The organism is Fructilactobacillus sp. X8R1C1, from assembly GCF_059900945.1.
Genome location: NZ_JBWXVH010000004.1, coordinates 157,893 through 176,776 on the forward strand (window position 1 = coordinate 157,893; position 18,884 = coordinate 176,776).

At 40.2% G+C, this 18,884-nt stretch carries 19 protein-coding genes; 17 read left to right on the top strand and 2 right to left on the bottom strand.

All coding sequences use genetic code 11. From position 1 onward, the window contains the following. Nucleotides 1-3 precede the first annotated feature (3 nt). From AC6UD1_RS05170 to AC6UD1_RS05235, 14 genes are all read left to right on the top strand, one after another. A complete protein-coding gene (locus AC6UD1_RS05170) occupies nucleotides 4-1,269 on the top strand; it encodes a hydroxymethylglutaryl-CoA reductase, degradative (RefSeq protein WP_500707458.1) in 1,266 nt (421 codons plus the stop codon). Continuing rightward, on the top strand, nucleotides 1,256-2,227 hold the full coding sequence (locus AC6UD1_RS05175) for an IpaB/EvcA family protein (protein ID WP_500707459.1): 972 nt from the start codon (nucleotides 1,256-1,258) through the stop codon (nucleotides 2,225-2,227). The genes AC6UD1_RS05170 and AC6UD1_RS05175 overlap by 14 nt, the downstream gene beginning before the upstream one ends. 9 nt (nucleotides 2,228-2,236) lie before the next feature. Next, nucleotides 2,237-2,947 carry an NAD-dependent protein deacylase gene (locus tag AC6UD1_RS05180; protein WP_500707460.1) on the top strand — a complete coding sequence of 237 codons (711 nt, stop codon included), beginning with the start codon at nucleotides 2,237-2,239 and terminating at the stop codon, nucleotides 2,945-2,947. An 8-nt stretch (nucleotides 2,948-2,955) separates the two neighbouring features. Then, the gene (locus AC6UD1_RS05185; protein ID WP_500707461.1) at nucleotides 2,956-3,804 is read left to right on the top strand and encodes a DUF72 domain-containing protein; all 849 of its coding nucleotides are present in this window, start codon (nucleotides 2,956-2,958) and stop codon (nucleotides 3,802-3,804) included. Nucleotides 3,805-3,870: 66 nt separating this feature from the next. Beyond that, complete coding sequence (gene metG, locus AC6UD1_RS05190) at nucleotides 3,871-5,913, top strand: methionine--tRNA ligase (protein WP_500695776.1); 2,043 nt, start codon at nucleotides 3,871-3,873, stop codon at nucleotides 5,911-5,913. 60 nt (nucleotides 5,914-5,973) lie between these two features. Further along, nucleotides 5,974-6,747, top strand: coding sequence for a TatD family hydrolase (locus AC6UD1_RS05195; protein ID WP_500707462.1), 774 nt, complete (start codon nucleotides 5,974-5,976; stop codon nucleotides 6,745-6,747). A gap of 1 nt (nucleotide 6,748) precedes the next feature. Beyond that, a complete protein-coding gene (gene rnmV, locus AC6UD1_RS05200; protein ID WP_500695774.1) occupies nucleotides 6,749-7,318 on the top strand; it encodes a ribonuclease M5 in 570 nt (189 codons plus the stop codon). Next, nucleotides 7,311-8,201 (top strand): 16S rRNA (adenine(1518)-N(6)/adenine(1519)-N(6))-dimethyltransferase RsmA, encoded by an 891-nt coding sequence (gene rsmA / locus AC6UD1_RS05205; protein ID WP_500695773.1) that lies wholly within the window; start codon nucleotides 7,311-7,313, stop codon nucleotides 8,199-8,201. The genes rnmV and rsmA overlap by 8 nt, the downstream gene beginning before the upstream one ends. Before the next feature lie 72 nt (nucleotides 8,202-8,273). Further along, nucleotides 8,274-8,504 (top strand): Veg family protein, encoded by a 231-nt coding sequence (locus AC6UD1_RS05210; RefSeq protein ID WP_500695772.1) that lies wholly within the window; start codon nucleotides 8,274-8,276, stop codon nucleotides 8,502-8,504. 209 nt (nucleotides 8,505-8,713) lie between these two features. Then, nucleotides 8,714-9,412 (top strand): metal ABC transporter ATP-binding protein, encoded by a 699-nt coding sequence (locus AC6UD1_RS05215; protein ID WP_500695771.1) that lies wholly within the window; start codon nucleotides 8,714-8,716, stop codon nucleotides 9,410-9,412. Next, a complete protein-coding gene (locus tag AC6UD1_RS05220) occupies nucleotides 9,405-10,205 on the top strand; it encodes a metal ABC transporter permease (RefSeq protein WP_500693997.1) in 801 nt (266 codons plus the stop codon). Before AC6UD1_RS05215 ends, AC6UD1_RS05220 begins: the two co-directional genes overlap by 8 nt. 107 nt (nucleotides 10,206-10,312) lie before the next feature. Then, on the top strand, nucleotides 10,313-11,140 hold the full coding sequence (purR, locus tag AC6UD1_RS05225; RefSeq protein WP_500693996.1) for a pur operon repressor: 828 nt from the start codon (nucleotides 10,313-10,315) through the stop codon (nucleotides 11,138-11,140). A 24-nt stretch (nucleotides 11,141-11,164) separates the two neighbouring features. Continuing rightward, on the top strand, nucleotides 11,165-12,544 hold the full coding sequence (gene glmU / locus AC6UD1_RS05230) for a bifunctional UDP-N-acetylglucosamine diphosphorylase/glucosamine-1-phosphate N-acetyltransferase GlmU (RefSeq protein ID WP_500701211.1): 1,380 nt from the start codon (nucleotides 11,165-11,167) through the stop codon (nucleotides 12,542-12,544). A gap of 79 nt (nucleotides 12,545-12,623) precedes the next feature. Continuing rightward, nucleotides 12,624-13,616 carry a ribose-phosphate diphosphokinase gene (locus tag AC6UD1_RS05235; protein ID WP_500693994.1) on the top strand — a complete coding sequence of 331 codons (993 nt, stop codon included), beginning with the start codon at nucleotides 12,624-12,626 and terminating at the stop codon, nucleotides 13,614-13,616. 56 nt (nucleotides 13,617-13,672) lie between these two features. Here AC6UD1_RS05235 and yidA read toward each other — a convergent pair whose 3' ends face one another. Both yidA and AC6UD1_RS05245 read right to left on the bottom strand, forming a co-directional pair. Further along, nucleotides 13,673-14,482: a sugar-phosphatase gene (gene yidA, locus AC6UD1_RS05240; RefSeq protein WP_500707463.1), complete on the bottom strand. Its 810-nt coding sequence runs from the start codon at nucleotides 14,480-14,482 to the stop codon at nucleotides 13,673-13,675. Nucleotide 14,483: 1 nt separating this feature from the next. Further along, the gene (locus AC6UD1_RS05245) at nucleotides 14,484-15,836 is read right to left on the bottom strand and encodes an HD domain-containing protein (protein WP_500707464.1); all 1,353 of its coding nucleotides are present in this window, start codon (nucleotides 15,834-15,836) and stop codon (nucleotides 14,484-14,486) included. A 127-nt stretch (nucleotides 15,837-15,963) separates the two neighbouring features. Here AC6UD1_RS05245 and AC6UD1_RS05250 point away from each other — a divergent pair, with 127 nt between their 5' ends. From AC6UD1_RS05250 to pyrG, 3 genes are all read left to right on the top strand, one after another. After that, complete coding sequence (locus tag AC6UD1_RS05250) at nucleotides 15,964-16,398, top strand: YwiB family protein (protein ID WP_500695769.1); 435 nt, start codon at nucleotides 15,964-15,966, stop codon at nucleotides 16,396-16,398. 45 nt (nucleotides 16,399-16,443) lie between these two features. Further along, complete coding sequence (rpoE, locus tag AC6UD1_RS05255; RefSeq protein WP_500695768.1) at nucleotides 16,444-17,019, top strand: DNA-directed RNA polymerase subunit delta; 576 nt, start codon at nucleotides 16,444-16,446, stop codon at nucleotides 17,017-17,019. Nucleotides 17,020-17,163: 144 nt separating this feature from the next. Beyond that, the gene (pyrG, locus tag AC6UD1_RS05260) at nucleotides 17,164-18,783 is read left to right on the top strand and encodes a CTP synthase (RefSeq protein ID WP_500707465.1); all 1,620 of its coding nucleotides are present in this window, start codon (nucleotides 17,164-17,166) and stop codon (nucleotides 18,781-18,783) included. The last annotated feature ends 101 nt before the right edge of the window (nucleotides 18,784-18,884 follow it).

Sequence of the window (18,884 nt, forward strand, 5' to 3'; positions counted from 1 at the left end):
ATTTTGAACGATTTTAATGGATTTTATAAAAAATCATATCAAAAACGGTTACAGCAGGTTGCCAAATTTGCCGATCTTGATCGAACACAACTTGATGTGATTGAAAGTCACTTCGTAGATGCTAGTAGCCACATGATTGAAAACTACCTTACCGACTACGGATTGCCAGAGGGGGTTGCAACTAACTTTGTAATTAACGGAGTCGAACATTTAATTCCGATGGTGATTGAAGAACCCTCGGTCATTGCGGCCGCTAGTAACGGCGCCAACATGCTTCGTGTTGGTGGCGGCATTCAGGCTAAGTCTCAGAGTCGCATCTTGACTGGTGAAGTCATTTTAGGAGTCTCGGATCCGGTTCAATTTACCGAATGGGTTGAAACTCATCGAGTTAAATTAATGCAGGTTGCACACGATGCTCATCCCACAATTGATAAATACGGTGGTATACACGATTTGACCGTCTCACCTCTTTACGATCATTATCTGGTGATTGAACTGTTCGTTGATGTCGGTGATGCGATGGGGGCTAACATCATGAATTCGATGCTTGAGGCTCTTTCCACTTACATTGAAATCAACACTAGTCAATCATCTTTAATGAGTATTTTATCGAATTATGGGGATAAAAATTTGGTTACAGCATCAGGAACCGTTCCGTTTCGGGCCCTAAAACGAGGTCAATTGGACGGAAAAAACGTTGCTGAAAAAATCGCAGAAGCCTCATTAATTGCAAATAAGTACCCAAAACGGGCAGCAACTCACAATAAGGGGATCATGAATGGGATTGATGCGGTTCTCGTTGCCACTGGTAATGACTGGCGCGCCGTTGAAAGTGCGGTTCATTCCTATGCCGCAAGGGATGGTCAGTATCGTGGGGTTAGTCAATGGCGAGTTACTCCTGACGGATTAAAGGGAGAAATTACCATTCCGGTACCCTCAGGAATCATTGGTGGTGCAACTCGGCTCTTTTCAATGAGTAGGATTAACTATCAAATTTTAAACGTTAACTCCGCCATTGAGTTCATGGAAGTGATTGCTTCCGTGGGATTAGCGCAAAACCTGGCCGCATTAAAGGCCCTTGTTACCGATGGAATTCAAAGGGGTCACATGAACCTCCAGATGAAATCACTCGCCATGTCTGCTGGAGCTTCCAGTAAGAACTTGGACATGGTGATTAACGCATTAAAGAAATTACCAACAAATCAAAGAAACTTAGAAAACGCAAAACAAATTATAGAAGGGAAGTTTGGATCAGATGCCCGAAAATAATGATAATGTGCAATTAAGTAAGACGACGCAAGGCTTAATTAACGAAGTCAGTCACTTTTTTCCAGGGGATGTTGAGGTTCAATTTATTGGCAACTTAAAGTCCGGTTATGTGCGACATGACCAAGCGCAAGTCGTGCAAGATGGTGATCGACTTTACGTGCAGATTAGAGATCTGACTGAGCCGGATTTTACTGCTACTCATGAGTTGTTACACTTGTTAATGACACTCCGTGGTTTTCCACAGATTTACTTTCCCCTTACTAGTGGGGATAAGCAACTTGATGAACAGTTAATGTACATGGGAACTGAGTTGTACGATGATGTATGTCACTTTGTCGTGTATGCTGAACAGAGAAAGCACGGTTTAGTTGATGAAGCGGTTGAAAAAGAATATGTTAAGGGTGTTAGACAGACGATTACCCCTGAATCTGGGAGGGTCGACGATGAAATGCCATTACGATTAGTGACCATTTTGGATGCCATGATTTTTCTTGGCGACCACTTTGATCAGTACGAAGACGTATTTCAAACGAGTTTTCCCATTTCTTTAAAGGCCGCTAAGGAACTTTACGCAATGCTTACAGAGAAGCCGGTGGACTCACCATTTACCCTCAGACGCGATGTGGTCAAACTATACCGTGATTTTGATAAACAGATGAAGAACTGGGGACTACCAGCCTTACAATTAAATGATTTTGTGATGCTAACGGCGGTTTTCTCAAAGCGCCAACTCGGTTTGCAAGTGAAACAGGTTTTTAACCTTTATCACTCAGAATTAAAGGAGACCAAGACTAACAAAAGAGCGTACGTGGGCTTTACCAAATCGGATGACCAAAATTCGTTTGTGACAAATGGTCCAGCTGGTAAAAAGGCGAGTGAAGACTATTTCAAAGAACTATATTCAAAGACGGTTAAAGAGTTGTATCAAGACTTACGGATTCCATATTTATTGAGATAAGGTGACAATATGAATCAAGATAATATTCAAGAAAAGTTTGATAATGCTAAAAACATCGTATTTTTAACGGGAGCCGGAATCTCTACCCCTTCTGGAATTCCCGATTATCGTTCTAAGGGCGGATTGTATACGAGTGACAAGAGCAGTAAACCAGCGGAATATTACTTGAGTCACGACTGCTTAGTAAATGAACCTGAGGTATTCTACGAGTACGTCAAAAAGAACATGTACTATCCAGATGCTCAACCCAATGTTATTCACAAAAAGCAGGCGGAATTAACCCGTCAAAATCGGGCTAGTATTATCACTCAGAACGTTGATAATCTGTACGAAAAAGCTGACGCAAAGAACCTGAATGAGTTTCACGGCAACCTCTATGATATTTACTGCCAAAAATGTGGCAAACACGTTGATTATCAGGAATATATGAAGAGTATGTATCATCAAAACTGTGGTGGAATTTTGCGCCCTAACATTGTTTTATATGGTGAGGGAATTAATCCTCAAACAATTGAAAATAGTGTTCGATTGATGAGTCAAAGTGATCTAATTGTGATTGTCGGAACTTCAATGCGAGTTTATCCGTTTGCCGGATTACTTGATTACCGTAATCCCAGTGCCGATGTGATTGCGATTAACCAAGAGGCACTTAATTTTCCGTTTCCGTTCACCATGGTGCAAGAAGATGCCGTTGATTTCTTTGATAAACTGAAAGTATAGGTGGTAACGTGATTTTAATTGGACTGACAACCTGGTCTGATCATCCATCACTGATTAATGGGGAAGATCGCAAAGTTACTTTATCAGAATATGCGGAACATTTTCCCGTTGTTGAAGTTGATAATCCGTTTTACGGCATCCCTAAAATTAAGACGGTGGAGAGTTGGCAAAAGCAGGTTCCAAACAATTTTCAATTCATCTTAAAGGCCAATTATTTGATGACCAAACATCATTTGCCACAGTTTGGTGAAGATAATGAGCAGGTTAGAAGGGAGCAATTTATGCGGTATGGTGAGATGGTTGCTTCACTGGTTGATAGTAACCAGTTGGCATCCGTTTTATTTCAATTTCCGCCGTACTTCCGTTTAAACAACGATAACATTAGGTACCTTCGACTAGTTCGTGAGTGGATGGGAAGTTTACCCATCTCAGTTGAGTTTCGAAATCCCAGCTGGTATGGTGATGAAATTTCAAATGATGTCCACGATTATCTAAAGAGCCTCAAAATGAGTGAAGTGATCGCTGACGAGCCCCATAACCTGTCAGATGGCGTGCCCTTTGAACCTGTTGTTACGGATAAAAATTTCGTCATGCTTCGACTGCACGGTCAAAACCAAAAGGGCTGGTTTGAAAAGAGCTCCCAGTGGCGTAAGAAACGGACTCTGTACCGTTATAACGAAGATGAATTAAAGCATTTTGCCGAAGTTGTTGATGATCTACGCCAAAAAGCTAAGGTAGTTTGCGTCATTTTTAACAACAATTCTGGTCATGATGCGGCTGACAATGCCCTTCAGTTAAAAAAGATTTTAGGATTGAACTTTGGTGGGTTAGCTCCCATGCAACTCGATCTGTTTTAAGGGGCAAAAGTAGTATAATATTGGTACGATTTAATTTGTACGATAGGAATAAAGGAGCGAATTGGGATGGCTGAAAAACCAACATATTACATTACAACACCAATTTATTATCCATCAGGAAGGTTACACATCGGGAACGCTTATACGACGGTTGCCTGTGACGCACTGGCTCGTTTTAAGCGGGAATCTGGCTACGACGTGTTTTATTTAACCGGAACCGATGAACACGGACTAAAAATTGAACAAAAAGCAGAAAAATTGGGTGTTGATCCTAAAAGTTACGTTGATAAGATGGCCACTCAAATATCTGACTTGTGGGCTAATTTAGATATTTCTAACGACGATTTCATCAGAACCACTGATGATAAGCACGTAAAAGCCGTGCAAAAAATATTTCAAACGTTACAAGACCAAGGCGACATCTATCTTGGACAGTATTCGGGGTGGTACTCGGTTTCAGACGAAGAATACTTTACCGAATCACAATTAGCAGAGGTTTATCGTGATGCTGAAGGCAACGTGATTGGCGGAAAAGCCCCATCTGGACACGAAGTTCAACTTGTTAACGAAGAGTGTTACTTCTTTAAGATGAGTAAATATTCTGATTGGTTAATGAATTACTACAAAGAGCATCCTGACTTCATTGAGCCGCATTCTAGAATGAACGAAATGGTTAACAACTTCTTAAAACCAGGTTTGGATGACTTAGCGGTTTCGAGAACCACCTTTAAGTGGGGAGTTCCCGTTAAGTCAAATCCTAAGCACGTGGTTTACGTATGGATTGATGCATTGTCAAACTATATCACTGCCCTTGGTTATGACAGTGATAATGACGAGTTGTTTAAGAAATTTTGGCCAGCTGATCTACAGATGGTTGGAAAAGAAATCGTTCGTTTCCATACCATTTATTGGCCAATTATTCTTCACGCCCTTGGTCTCCCACTGCCAAAGAAAATTTATGGCCACGGCTGGCTGACCATGAAAGACGGAAAGATGTCCAAGTCAAAGGGCAACGTAATTTATCCTGAGACGTTAATCGATCGTTATGGATTAGACGCTACCAGATACTATCTGATTAGAGCAATTCCGTTTGCAAGTGATGGGATTTTTACTCCTGAAGACTTTGTTGATCGGGTTAACTATGACCTAGCTAACGACCTTGGTAACTTGTTGAACCGAACGATTGCAATGGTCAATAAATACGAAGATGGCGTAACACCTTCATATCATGATTCTGATGATCAACCGAGTGTTGATTTACAAAAAGTTGCTAAAACAACCGTTTCAGAATTTAAACGGTTAATGAATGACACTCATTTATCTGATGCCTTGGCTGAGATTTGGAAATTAGTTTCTCAAACCAACAAGTACATCGATCAGACCGAGCCATGGACCTTGGCTAAGAACAAGGATGACGCAGATGACCAAGCTAAATTAGCAAACGTCATGAGTCATTTGGTTGCCAGTCTGCGCTTGATTGCAATCTTAGTAAGTCCAATCATGCCAAATGCGGCGAATGAAATGTATCGTCAATTAGGTCTTGATCAGATGGATGGGTTTGATATCAAGAATGCCGCTCTTTCTGGACTTCCTGAAAAACAAAAGGTAATTGAGAATGGTGAACCAATTTTCCCTCGTTTAGATCGCGACGTTGAAGTTAGATTCATTAAGGATCAGATGACTCAATCTGACAAAACAAAGGGTCGTTCAGCAATGAAACGTGCTGACCAAAAGAAAGCTTTTGACCCAGAAAAAACGATTTTGAAGTCAGAGAAGAAGACCTTGGACTTTAGTGATTTTGAAAAAGTTGAATTAAAGGTCGCAGAAATTAAAAACGTTGCTAAAGTTGAAAACGCAGACAAATTATTGAAGTTTCAACTTGATGCTGGCGATGACGGTGACCGTCAGATTGTTTCTGGAATTGCCAAGTGGTATCCAGATTTTAAACAGTTAATTGGTAAAAAAGTGATCATTGTTTCTAACTTAAAGCCAAAGAAACTTCGTGGTGAGTTAAGTCAGGGAATGATTTTGTCCGCTGAACAAAAGGACGGTTCAATTAAAGTAGCAACTGTTGACCAAACTTTAGATAATGGCAGTACTTTAGAGTAGTAAAAAAGTTTCACTAGTCAATGATTAGTGAAACTTTTTCGATTATGAAAGGAATAGTCAATGAAAATATTTGATTCCCACACTCATTTAAACGATCAACCATTCCAAAATGATATTGAGGGCTACGTTCGACACGGCAAAAGACTTGGTGTTGTTAGAATGGCTAACGTCGGGTCCAATACTGAGCTAAATGAGCGTTCCTTGGAGATTTCAGCTCAGTACGACAATCTGTATTCAATTATTGGATGGCATCCAGAAGACGCTATGAATTACAATCACGAGCAGGAAGAACTGCTCGAAAAGCAACTAGAAAATCCGCAAGTTGTCGCTGTGGGTGAGATTGGAATGGATTATTTTCAAGATGTCACACCGAAAGACGTGCAAGAACGAGTCTTTCGGCGACAAATTGAAATTGCCAAAAACATGCATTTACCAATCTCAGTTCATAACCGGGATGCCTTTGAGGATGTTTATCGGATTTTAAAAGATGAAAATATTGGTGAAGTCGGTGGCATTATCCACAGTTTTAACGGAGATAGTGAATGGATGAAGAAATTCGTTGATTTAGGGATGGTGGTTTCATACAGTGGGGTCGTGAGCTTCAAGAAAACCAAAGAGGTTCATGAAGCCGCTCGTTTAACTCCGCTGGATAAGATTCTAGTGGAAACGGATGCCCCGTATTTAACGCCAGAGCCGTTTCGCGGACGACAAAATGAACCGGCTTATTCTTTGTATACCCTAGAAGCAGTTGCCAGATTTAAAGACATTGATCCTGATGTGGTCGCAAAGGCGACGTACGAAAATACGAATCGAATATTTGGATTGGATAATTAAAATGAAAAGAATTAAAGAAGTAATTGTGGTGGAAGGAAAAGATGATACCAAACAAATTCAACGAGCCGTTGATGCTGATACGATTGAAACCCGGGGCTCTGCGATTTCGGATGAGACCCTCGATCTAATTGATCGGTTGGCACAAACCCGTGGAATCATCGTTTTTACTGATCCAGATTTTTCTGGGGAAAAAATCAGAAAAATAATTTCAGATGAGATTCCAGAAGCAAAGCATGCCTTTTTGAAAAAGTCGGAAGCAGTTCCTGATACACAGAAGGGATCCCTTGGGGTTGAGCATGCTAGTCCAGAAGCAATTCGGAATGCCTTGTCTGAAGTGTACACCGAAAGCGATGAGAATCCAGAAGTCATTAGTAAGCAGGATTTGATTCAAGCTGGTTTAGTAGGAACGAAAGAAGCCAAGGAACGCCGACTGGAACTTGGTGAATTGCTTCATTTGGGGTATGTTAACGCTAAACAAATGCAAAAAAGATTGCAAATGTTTGGCATCACGAAAAAACAGTTTAACGATGCACTAAAACAAGTTGATGATAAGGAGGGATTAGATGAGTAAAGTTCCCGCAATCGGCAGTCCAGCTCGGACCCAGGCCATCTTGAACCGATACCGTTTAAATGCGAAGAAAAGCTTGGGGCAAAATTTCTTGAACGATCTTGGAGTTTTAAAAGAAATCGTTGCAGTTGCCCAAATATCAGAAGCCGATGATGTAATTGAAATTGGACCTGGCATTGGGGCATTAACTGAACAAATTGCTCAATCAGCTCACGCCGTAATGGCCTTTGAAATTGACGAGAATCTTCTCCCAATCTTAGATGAGACTCTCAGTCCCTATGACAACATTAAAATTATTAATGAAGACTTCTTGAAGGCTAATCTGCCAAAATTAATTAAAGAAAACTTTGATGGAAAACACCACCTAAAAGTTGTGGCTAATTTGCCTTACTATGTCACCAAACCAATCTTGATGGATATTTTAAAGGGCAACGTTAAATTTAATTCAACGGTGTTGATGATGCAAAAAGAAGTGGCAGAACGAATTAGCGCAAAGCCGGGCAATCGCGACTATGGGGCTTTGACGGTTATCACTCAGTATCTTAAAAACGTTGAGATTGCAATTAACGTATCGGCCAAGTCCTTTATTCCCTCACCAAAAGTTGATTCTGCGGTGGTCAAGTTAACCCCGAAAACAGATAAAAAGGTGATTGCTTACGATGAAAAAGCTTTCTTTGGCTTTGCGCATGGATGTTTCATGCACCGAAGAAAGACACTCTGGAATAATTTGCAGGGTATTTTTGGAAAGAAACCTGAGGTAAAAGAACAAATTGAACAGGATTTAAAACGGTTAGGCATTAATAAGTCAGACCGTCCCGAACAGTTATCGGTTGATCAATTTGTGAAAATGGCAAATCAGTTTCACATAAGTGGATTGCTGGCATAACAGGCTATTCATCCATTACCTTTACATTATATTGATTTTAATGTATAATAGTAATACGCGAGGTGATTGATAATGCCAACTAGTCTATCTAAGATTAAATTATTTCTAGATAATCACATTGGACAGGAAATCCATGTAACTGCACAAGCCGGAAGAAAACGAACTAACGAATATAATGGGGTTCTGGCTGAGACATTTCCCGCTGTATTTTTAATTACACTTGATCCAGACGAGAAGTTAGGACAAGTATCATACAGTTATACTGATATTTTAACCAAGAACATCGAGATTAACTTTGTTTAATGAATTGACCGAAAGGTCTTTTTTTTTGCTTTATATTATTAGTAGTTAGTAAGATGATGTGGGTATTTAAATTAGTCAAGATAATCCATGATTTCCCCGAGCTGTTAGTTGCATGTCTTAAGATAACAGTGTTATATTAGTTGAGAACTATTGATTAGTTAGTAAGCTTCGTTAGTACTATTGAAGCTCGAAATGGTAGGAGTTTAAATATGGATGACTTAGTTTTAAAGATAGAAAATTTAACCGTTAATTTTGCGGATAAACACGTTTTAAGTGATTTGAGCTTTAATGTGAAACGTGGTAGTTTTTTAAGTATTGTAGGCCAGAATGGAGTAGGAAAAACCACCTTGATCAAAGTGATTCTTGGCCAATTGAAGCCCACCAGTGGAAAGGTTCAGTTTATCCCGGATCGTTCCCAAGTCAAGATTGGGTATGTGCCCCAGTTTAGAAATATTGATACCGAATATCCGTTGTCGGTAAAAGATTTTGTTGCTCTAGCTTTTAGTGGTTTTAAACTACCGTGGCTTTCAAGAAAAGATCGTGAAACGTTAAATCAGGTCCTAACTGAGACTAACCTAACTGATATTGCCAAAGAACCATTAGGAAGAACTTCCGGGGGGGAAAAACAGCGAGCTTATCTAGCACAGGCGCTGGTAGTGAAACCCGATCTTTTGATTTTGGATGAATCGACGGCAAGTCTTGACCCAGAGGCCAAGGAGAACCTGCTTAATGTGGTTTCCGATCTAAACGTCAAAAGTGGGTTAACCGTAATTTTTGTTACGCATGACATTCCGCTAGCAAAGAAGTTCGCAAACGAATACCTGTTTTTGCGTCCTGATAATTATGAATTTGGACCAATTAAGAACTTAAATGTTGAAGAATTTTGGAAGGGGCAAGCCGATGTTTAGTTTTGAATTTATGCGTAATGCCTTTTTAGCAAGTACCATCATTGCGGTGGTCTGTGGGGTCATCGGGGTGTTTGTCGTTTCAAGAAACATGCCGTTTCTGACCCACACCCTATCCGAGATTGGTTTTGCTGGAGCTTCCTTTGGAATGTTTGTTGGGATTAGTCCGTTAAACGGGATGCTACTCTTTACCACCATTAGTTCGGTTCTCGTTGGGAGAATGAGTGCTGGCTCCGTTGCCGAAAGACGAGAAGATACCATCAGTGCTGTTTCGGCCCTCTTTATTGGACTGGGAGTCTTATTTCTAGCCCTTTCAAACAGTAGTGCTAGTTATGCCACTAATATCTTGTTCGGAAGTATTGTCGGAATCAGTGCTTCTGAAGTCCATCAGATGATTTGGTTATCGGTGATTGTGTTAATCGTGACCCTATGTATTTATCGGGACTTAAAGTTTGATTCGTTTGATGCAGTGGGAGCCAGAGCCCAGAAAATTCCAAGTGGAATCCTCTCATTGATTTTCCTAGTGATGCTGGCCTTAAGTGTCTCCGTGGCTGCTCAAATTGTCGGGGCACTTTTGATTTTTATCCTTTTGACTTTGCCAGCTGCGAGTGCTAAATACTTTGCCCATTCAGTCGGAAAAATGATTGGACTGGCCATTGTTTTTGGTTTGATCGGAGTTTGGGCTGGATTAACGCTTGGATACTACACGAACTGGCCGGTCAGTTTCTTTATTGCTGTTATTGAGGTTGCCATTTACTTTGGATCACTTATTTATAATCACTTTAGGGAGGGCTAATTTGATTTAGTCCCTCTTTTTTTTACTCTTTTTTCGATAAAGTGAAGTAAAACACGAACATTTATGCTAAAATTTCCTTGTGTGCCAATTTATGACGAGGTGAAAGCATGAAATTTAAAAGAAGTGAACGATTAGTAGATATGACAAACTATCTATTAAACCGTCCTCATACATTAGTACCATTAACTTTTTTCGCTAAGCGCTACAATTCTGCTAAATCTTCCATTAGTGAGGACTTAGCCATTGTGAAGCAAGCATTTCAACAACGTGGGATTGGTCTGGTTGAGACCGTTCCCGGAGCTTCTGGGGGCGCCAAATTTACGCCATACATTTTAAAAGAGGCGGCTGATCAGTTTATTAAAGAGGTCTCTGACATCTTAAACGATAACGATCGTTATCTTCCTGGTGGTTATGTTTATATGTCCGATATTTTAGGCCAACCGGAGAAGTTGAAAACCATTGGGCGGATCATTGCCACCCAATACCTGTTTCAGAAAGTTGACGCAGTACTAACGGTGGCAACGAGAGGAATTCCAGTTGCCGAAGCTTCTGCCACGTATTTAAATGTGCCACTGGTAATTGCTAGGCACGACTCTCAAATTACTGAGGGGTCGACCGTGAGTGTTAACTACGTTTCGGCATCTAGTCAGGAAGTTAAACGAATGACCATCTCAAAAAGAAGCCTGAAGCCAGGTTCTAACGTTTTGATTGTTGATGATTTTTTGCGTGGTGGCGGAACGATTTCTGGTCTGACGTCCCTGATTGATGAGTTTGATTGTCATCTGGTGGGCAGTACGGTTTTTGTTGAAACCGATGACCCAGGTCACAGAAAGGTTACTGATTTTACTTCATTACTTAAAATGGATATTAAAGATGATCAGATTGAGATTAAACCTGGCAATTATGCCCAAAAAATTTTTGGGAGTACAAATTAAAAATTAATTACAAGGGGAACAAAAATGAGTTCAAAGAATACGATTATTTTAGCGGCTGGTAAGGGCACTCGGATGAAGTCCAAGTTATATAAAGTTCTCCACCGAATTTGTGGGAAATCAATGGTTGACCATGTTTTGACGCAGGTATCCAAGTTAGATATGGATAACATCATCACGATTGTTGGTTACGGTGCTGAAGATGTGGAAAACGAACTGGGCAATCGTTGTGAGTACGTCGTCCAAGATAAACAACTTGGGACTGGCGATGCCGTTGCACGAGCTGAAGGACTTTTAAAGAACTCAGATGGTGAGACGTTAGTTATTAGTGGTGATACTCCATTATTTACCTCCTCTACTCTTAAGCAACTCTTTGAGTATCACGAACAAAAAAAGGCCACCGCGACCATTTTGACGTCTAAAGCTCCTGATCCGACTGGTTATGGCCGGATTGTTAGAAATGACATTGGGATTGTAGAAAAGATCGTGGAGCAAAAGGATGCTACGCCGGAAGAGCAGGGCATTCATGAGATTAACACTGGGGTTTACGTGTTTGATAATCATTCGTTATTTGAGGCTTTGCACAAGATTAATAACGATAACGCTCAGGGTGAATATTATTTAACTGATGCCATTGAAGTTTTAAAAAATGAGGGTCACACAATTGCTGCCTACAAGATGGCGAACTTTAATGAATCGATGGGTGTAAACGATCGGGTCGCTCAGGCCCGTGCCACTCAAATTATGCAAGCCCGGATTAATCGTCAGCACATGCAAAATGGTGTTACGATTGTTAATCCCGATGATACCTATATTGATAGTGACATTAAAATTGGTCAGGATACCATTATTGAACCAGGAGTTCAACTTCAAAATGGGACGGAAATCGGTAGTAACTGTATCATTGGTGCCCACTCTAAAATTTCTGGTAGTAAAATTCATGATAACGTTAAGGTCTTTTCTTCGGTAATTGAAGATTCTGAGATGATGTCCGGCTCTGATATCGGACCCGATAGTCATTTAAGACCAGGCGCTAAGATTGAAAAGAACGTTCACATTGGCAACTTCTGTGAGGTTAAAAGTGCCACCATTGGTGAGGGAACCAAGATGGGTCATCTGACTTATGTTGGCAATGCTAAACTTGGTAAACACATTAATATTGGTTGCGGAGTGATTTTTGCGAATTACGATGGAGCCCATAAGCACACCACAACGGTTGGTGATGATTCTTTCATTGGAAGTAATTCCAACTTGATTGCCCCAGTCCACATCGCTGATCATACCTTTATTGCGGCTGGTTCGACCATTACCGACGACATGGATCAGTATGACATGGGAATTGCTAGAGAGCGCCAGACTAACAAGCCGGGTTATTATAAAAAACTTCCCTTTAAAGGCGCTAATTAATTTGAGCTAAATAGTGAAATTGTTTTCTGAAAATAATATAATGGAATTGATTAGGTAGGAAAAAAATGTGGGGGTTATAATGGCTGAAAAGTATGCTGATCCAAAATTAAAGATTTTTTCTTTAAATTCAAATCGTCCGCTTGCAGAAAAGATTGCTAAACGAGTGGGAGTTCCCTTGGGAAAGGCTTCCGTCAGTCGCTTTAGTGATGGTGAGATTCAAATTAATATTGAAGAAAGCATTCGTGGCGATAACGTTTATATTATCCAATCAACTTCTGATCCCGTTAATGATAATTTAATGGAATTATTAATCATGATCGATGCTTTAAGAAGAGCAAGTGCCAAAACCATTAACGTGGTTATTCCATACTATGGTTACGCTAGACAAGATCGAAAAGCACGAAGTCGTGAACCAATTACCGCTAAGTTAGTGGCAGACATGCTGGAAAAAGATGGAATCACACGTTTGGTAGCCCTTGATTTACATGCTGCTCAAATTCAAGGATTCTTTGATGTTCCCGTTGATCATTTGATGGGGGCACCGCTCCTTGCTGATTACTTCATCAAGAACGGACTCGCAAAAGACGCGGTAGTTGTTTCACCTGATCATGGTGGGGTGAGTCGAGCTCGTGCCATGGCTGAGTTTTTAAAGGCTCCAATTGCTATTATTGATAAGCGTCGCCCAAAAGCCAACGTTGCTCAAGTTATGAACATCATTGGGGATGTAAAGGGGAAGCGTTGTATTATGATTGACGATATGATTGATACAGCTGGAACCATTACGAAAGGTGCGCAAGCCTTAATGGATGCTGGTGCTTCAGAAGTTTATGCATGTTGTACCCATCCCGTCTTATCAGGGCCAGCAACCGAAAGAATCGAAGCTTCGCCAATTAAGAAACTGGTTGTGACTGATTCCATTCAGTTACCCGATTATAAAAAAATTGACAAGATCAAACAAATTTCAGTTGCACCATTAATTGGAGACGCAATTACTAGAATTAACGAAAATCGTCCCGTTAGTCCGCTGTTTAGTCATCGGTTTGACTATGGTAAGGATGATGAAAAAAAGTAATGGATAAAAAATAATCTTAGCTTAAAATGCTAAGATTATTTTTTTGCGCTCGTTTGTTATTGATTAACGTACTTATTGATGGCGTATGCTACCCCATCTTCTGAATTAGGTTTAGTAACAAATTGGGCGTTCTTTTTAACTTCATCGATTCCGTTACCCATGGACACTCCCAGTCCCGCAAACTTGATCATCGAAATATCATTCCCTTGATCGCCAATGGCCATGACGTTATCTGGCTTTAAACCAAGCTTTTCGGAAAGATCCTGTAAGGCATTGCCTTTGCTTGAATTTGAGTTCATAAACTCAAGAAAGACCGGTGAACTCTGAACGACACTCATTCGGTCGTAGATTGATTTTGGTAGATTGCCCTTTGCTTTGGTAATCTTGTCCGGATAATCGACGTACATCAGTTTGTAAATGTTGACGTCACGGGTGATTTCGCCAGGAGTTCGATATTTGATGGGCATCGAAACAAGATGGCTTTCTTCAACGGAAAAGGGACTAATATCACGATCGGTAGTGGTAATGGAATCAACCGTTTCGATTTGGAAGTGAACTCCCATTTCTCGTGACATCATTTCAATTTCTAAAAAGTCATCATACTTAACCGTTTCTTTGATTAACACTTTGCCACTAACCGTTTCGACTAGGGCACCATTATAAGTGATGGCGTATTCATCGTCTCCGTCAATTCCGAGCTTATCAAGGTATGGCTTTACGCCAGTAATGGGGCGACCAGTACAAAGAACCACTTTTATGCCTTGATTGCAGGCTTTAGTAATAGCTTCGATGGTTGCTTTTGCTAATTGATTTTTTTCGTTTAATAGGGTGCCGTCGATATCGATGGCAATTAATTTGATATCCATGTTAGTTCTCCTTTGGAATTATAAGGTTGTCATTATCAATGTATTTTTGAAATTCATCGTATAAAGGTTGAAAAAGTTCAACGTTTTTTGTTGGCTTAAGCATTTCACGTGGAAAGAAAAAACGCTTGTCACCAATTAGTTTTCCGGTAATGGCACGAACTAGGTCACTAGTTTGAGAGAGTTCTACCAAATTACCATCATTTTCCATCAGTTCAATCTGGGCGTTTTGATGTTTACTTTTGGGATTGTAGACATCATAGGGCTGATCAAAACTGTTGTCAGTGGCAGTGTAGTACTTTGGATTAAATCCGGCTTTTTCAATGATCTTTTGTAGCTTAGGGATTAAAAATTCCGTCTGATCATTGTATTTAGCGGATTTAAAGGGACGCCGATTTAAGAAACGTTTGGCGAGGTCAGATAGAATCGGATCTTCCGACTTTCGCCACATGACGAAGTAGGTGTTAAGCACCCCATCGTCAATTTGTAAATAATCATCTAGGGAGTAGTTATTAGAAAAGATTGGCATTAAAAGACTAGGCTTAAAGGTGCTCTTAGGTTGTAACGCTAATTCTTTTGCCCGCATCAGTAGGTGACTTAAAATAACCTCCATCGAACGTGAGACGGGATGGAAGTATACTTGTTGATACATTTGAAAACGACAAACAATGTAGTACTCAATCGCATGTAAACCACTTGCCCAAAAACAAATCCCACCAGAGTACGGACGCATCACCTGAAGAATCCGATCCAAATCAAAATTACCGTATTGTGCTCCGGTGTAATATGAATCGCTTAGAAGGTAGTCCATCCGATCGGCATCAACTTGACTTGAAATCATTTGGACGACTTGCGGATTGTCATAGGTCTTGTTAATGACACTGGCGACGCGTTCGGGAAAATCGGGACCGACCTCACTTAAGACGTGGTTAATTTCCGTTTCGTTTGAAGTGATGATTTGCTGGGTAATCTGTTCGTGATTGGTGTGAAAAATGTGTTCAAACGTATGTGAATAAGCTCCATGACCAACGTCGTGAAGTAGAGCGGCACACAGGGCCACAATTCGTTCTGAATCGTCCCATAAGCCATCACCCGCTTTTTTAGACGGATAATTTCGCTTAAAATTATCACAAATTCGTCTAGTAATTTCATACACTCCTAAAGAGTGGCTAAATCGGGTGTGTTCTGCTCCGTGAAAGGTTAATGAAGTAGTTCCTAACTGCTTGATTCGTCTTAGACGTTGAAATTCAGGCGTATTAATGAGATCAAGAATTACTTGGTGTTCAACGTAAACGTGACCCAGAACTGGGTCACGAAAAACTTTGTCATATTTCAATGGTTGATTGTAATACTTCAATAAAAGACCTCCACTTATACTAATCTCTCTTCATTATAACTGAAATAAAAATAAACGTCATGACAAACTCAAAGTTAGTGCATTTCCATTGCTAACGGCGTAAAATCAAATTTGTGAGGTGATATTTTTGACAGAAAACGAAAAGATCGAAAAAGTTCAAGTTGAGATTGCAATCGAAATAAAACAGGACGAAAACGTCGAACACCATCATTTTAAAGAAAATGGGCAACTAGTTATGCTCAACGGCTATCGTTATTTACGTTACGTTGAACACGTTGACGGACAACCGGACGTTCCTGTCACCTACCGGATTGGAAAAAATGCGATTCGGTTAACTCGTGCTGGCAAAAATCATCTTGAACTTCATTTTAAACCGAACGAAACAATCGAGGACTTGTACCGAACGCCATTTGGTAATTTGAAAATTGGGGCACATACCACTAGCATTAAGCAATCTAGAGATGATAAAAACGGATGGCAAATGATTGAGATTAACTATGAGTTGTACACCGACGGACAGAAAGTCGGCGACTATCGAGTCAAATTGCAATTTAAATGTTAAACTAGTATTATTAGTCTGTTAGGAATCTAGAAAGGCGTGGTCGAATTGGAACTTAAAGAATTAGACAAGCAAGATAAAAGCGAATTATCAATGGTTGAAGTGGCTCATGCAATTTTAGCTGATGCTGGTAAAACCATGTCATTCGTTGATTTAACCAACGAAGTACAAAAATACTTGGGGGACAGCAACCAAGTAATTCGTGATCGTTTACCTCAATTCTATACAGACCTTAATGTTGATGGGAGTTTTATTTCCCTTGGCAATAACGTTTGGGGTCTTCGTACTTGGTATCCATATGAATCCATTAACGAAGCCACCATCAATGAAGGTGAAGAAGACAACGGTAATACTCCCAAAAAGCATCGTAAGGTGAATGCTTTTATGGCTGATGCAGCTGACGATGATGACGTGATCGACTATGATAACGATGATCCAGAAGATCAGGATGATTTTGATGATACCCCTGACGACAAGGATAAGTATCATAAGGATCTTGATGAAGAAAATCCTGATACTGATGATGACGCCATTGACGATGATGATGGTGTTGAAGGCGACCTCTCAGAGGTCAATCCAGATGACGATGACGATAAAAAAGATGATGACGACGACAATGATTAAACTTGACTAATTATGTAGAATCACTTAACATACTACTTGGGCACTTTACAGACATGTGAAGTATTTCGAATAAGTAACCGCTCCCTATTCAATGAATGGGGAGCTTTTTTATATTGTAACCTAAATTTGATGGAGGAGTTAAGCATGACTAAGTATATTTTTGTAACCGGTGGAGTAGTTTCTTCCTTAGGAAAGGGAATTGTTTCGGCTTCAATCGGAAGATTATTGAAGAATCGTGGCTTTAACGTTACGATCCAAAAATTTGATCCATATATCAACATTGATCCGGGAACAATGAATCCTTATCAACACGGAGAAGTCTTTGTTACCGATGATGGTGCTGAAACTGATCTTGATTTAGGTCATTACGAACGTTTTATTGATAACAATTTAAACAAGTACTCTAACTTTACGACCGGTAAAATCTATGAAGAAGTTTTAAGAAAAGAACGTCACGGAGATTATCTTGGGAGAACCGTTCAGGTCATCCCTCACATTACTGGAATGATTAAACAAAAGATTATGAGTGCCGCTCAAAGCACGGACGCTGATATCGTTATTTCAGAAATTGGTGGAACGGTTGGAGACATCGAGTCCCTACCGTTTTTGGAAGCCATCCGTCAGATGAAACATGAAGTCGGTGATGAGAATACTTTTTATATTCACGTTACGCTTGTTCCGTACCTGCACGCCGCAAAGGAAATGAAAACCAAACCAACCCAGCACAGTGTTAAAGAATTGAGGGGAATTGGCATTCAACCCGATATGTTGGTTCTTCGTGCTGAGAAGCCAGTTAGTGATGAGATGAAGAAAAAAATTGCCATGTTCTGTGATGTTCCGGTTAAGGATATCATCGAGTCCATCGATGCTCCTAACTTGTACCAAATCCCGCTTAGTTTTCAAAAACAGGACATGGACGATGAGATTTTAAAGCACTTTAACGTTAAAGCTCCAGAGGCTGACATGAAAGACTGGAAGAAGATGGAGAAGCACATCAGAAATCTCAAGGGTGAGGTTAACATTGCCATTGTTGGTAAGTATGTTGATCTAAACGATGCTTATTTGTCCGTCAATGAAGCTTTAAAACATGCCGGTTATGCTGCTGACGATAAAGTTAACATTCACATGGTTGATGCGGGTACGATTAACAGAGACAACGTTTCTAAGAAGTTAAAGGGAATGGACGGAATCTTGGTTCCTGGTGGATTTGGTAATCGAGGGGTCGAAGGAATGATTCAAGCCGCTCGATATGCTAGAGAAAATGATGTTCCTTATTTAGGTGTTTGCCTTGGAATGCAGATTGCTACCATCGAATATGCTAGAGACGTTGTGGGTTATAAGGATGCCAACTCAACTGAATTTGATCCGCAAACTAAGCACAATGTGATTGATCTCATGGCCGATCAAAATGATGTTACTGATGCTGGTGGAACTCAACGCTTGGGTGCTTATAAGACTAAGTTAAAAGCAGGGAGTAAAGCCGCCGGTGCATACGACAACAAAAGGGAAATCTCAGAGCGTCATCGTCATCGTTATGAATTCAATAATAAATTTAGAAAAGACCTGGAAGATGCTGGCTTAGTTATTTCTGGGACCTCACCAGATGATCACTTGGTTGAAGTGGTCGAAGTTCCTGATAATCACTTCTACGTTGCAGCACAATACCATCCCGAATTTTTATCACGTCCAAATCGTCCCGAGGGATTATTCAAGGCGTTTGTCGCCGCTTCCGACAAAGAACACATGCATAATCACAAGAAGTAACCAGGCTTCTTTATAATCTTAATAAAATAATTTCTGATTTTGTATTGTGTTTTGGTGAAAACTTTCCTATGATTATTATTAAAAGATATGATATAAGTGAG